The organism is Streptomyces niveus (assembly GCF_001723055.1).
Lineage (GTDB): Bacteria > Actinomycetota > Actinomycetes > Streptomycetales > Streptomycetaceae > Streptomyces > Streptomyces niveus.
Genome location: NZ_MDCR01000548.1, coordinates 1 through 1,479, shown reverse-complemented (window position 1 = coordinate 1,479; position 1,479 = coordinate 1). Strand labels below are relative to the sequence as shown.

General features: G+C 75.6%; 1 protein-coding gene. It reads left to right on the top strand.

Annotated features, from left to right (window positions below; translation table 11 throughout):
* Positions 1 to 1,402, top strand: a 1,402-nt coding sequence (locus tag BHU15_RS37475) for an O-antigen ligase family protein (RefSeq protein WP_438285010.1), incomplete at its 5' end; no start/stop codon positions are given.
* Positions 1,403 to 1,479: the final 77 nt, after the last annotated feature.

The following is a 1,479-nucleotide window of genomic DNA, read 5'->3' as shown; positions in this document are numbered from 1 at the left end:
CCTCCCCGCTGTCCCCGCCGTCCCCGCCGCCCCACCGGACTGGCACGACGCGCTGCGCCGGGCCGCACCGCTGCTGCCCGTCCTGGCGGTCGTCGCGCTCCTCGCCGTCCCGGTGACGGGCCCGGCCGGGGACGGTTCGGCCGGTTCCGGGACGGTGGCCGACGCCGCGTCCGCGCTGCTGGTCCTCTTCTGTCTCGTACGGGTCCTGCGCGAGCGCGCCCGGCCGCTGACCCGAACGGCCGCCCTGGTCCTGGGACTTCCGGTGTTCGGCGTGTGCGCCGCCGCCATCACGTCGTACGACCCCGTGTCCAGCCTGCCGGGCGTGGCCCGCTACCTCCAGATCTTCGTGCTCGTGCCCGGCGCGCTGCTGCTGCTGATCAGGAACCGCCGGGACTTCCGGCTGGTCGCCTGGTCGATGGTGGCCCTCGCGCTGGTGCAGGGGCTCATCGGCGTCGTGCAGTACCTGACCGGCACCGGTGCCTCGTACATGGGCGAAGACGTCCGCGCGGTCGGCACGTTCGGCCCCACCGACGTCATGGGCATGGCCACCGTCGTCTCGTACGGCCTGGTGACGGCCGTCGGCCTGGCCCTGGGCGCGCGACCGGGCGGCGGCAGGCGGCAGCGCGCCGCCGCGCTCGGCTGCGCCGCACTGCTGTTCCTGCCGCTCGTGCTCTCCTTCAGCCGGGGCGCCTGGATCGCGACGGCCGTCGCCGTCACGCTGCAACTCGCGCTCTCCGGGCTGCGCCGCGCGGCCCGGGTCGCGCTCGTGGCGGCGGCGCTCGGCGTCGTACTCGTCGGGGGACTGGGCATCGGCTCCCAGATGGTGTCCGAACGGCTCGGCAGCATCACCGAGGTCACCGAGGCGCCCGACCGGTCCGTCACCGACCGGTACACGATGTGGGCGGCGGCGGCCGGGATGTGGCGCACCGACCCGGTCACCGGCATCGGGCTCAAAGGCTTCCCCGCCTACCGCGACAGCCACTCCACCATCGCGTTGTCGTCGGGCAGCGACACGGCGGGCGCGGGGATGGGCTTCCAGCGCCAGCCGCTGCTCTCGCCGCACAACATGTATCTGCTGATCCTCAGCGAGCAGGGGCTGCTCGGGCTCCTCGCACTGGCCGGGAGCTGGGCGGCGCTGCTCGTCCTCGCGCTGCGCCGGCTGCCCGGCGCGCGGCGCGCGAGCAGGGGCGTCGACTGCGCGCTCGTCGGCGCCGGGCTGCTCATCTGGCAACTGGTGGACTTCGGTTACGCGGACATCGGCGGGCCCTCCACGGTGCTCACCGCCGTCATGCTGGGCCTCGCCGCGTGGTGGGCGCTGGGCGGCCCGGTCCGGGGGATCGTGCCCGGCCCGGGCGCGGCTGCCGGTCACGCAGGCGCCAACCCCGCGGCCGGTGCGGCATGACCGATCTGCCCGGCTCGACACAGTCGGCGCCCGCCGAACCCACCGTCCCCGCCCACCGCCCGCCGTGTCGCTGCCCG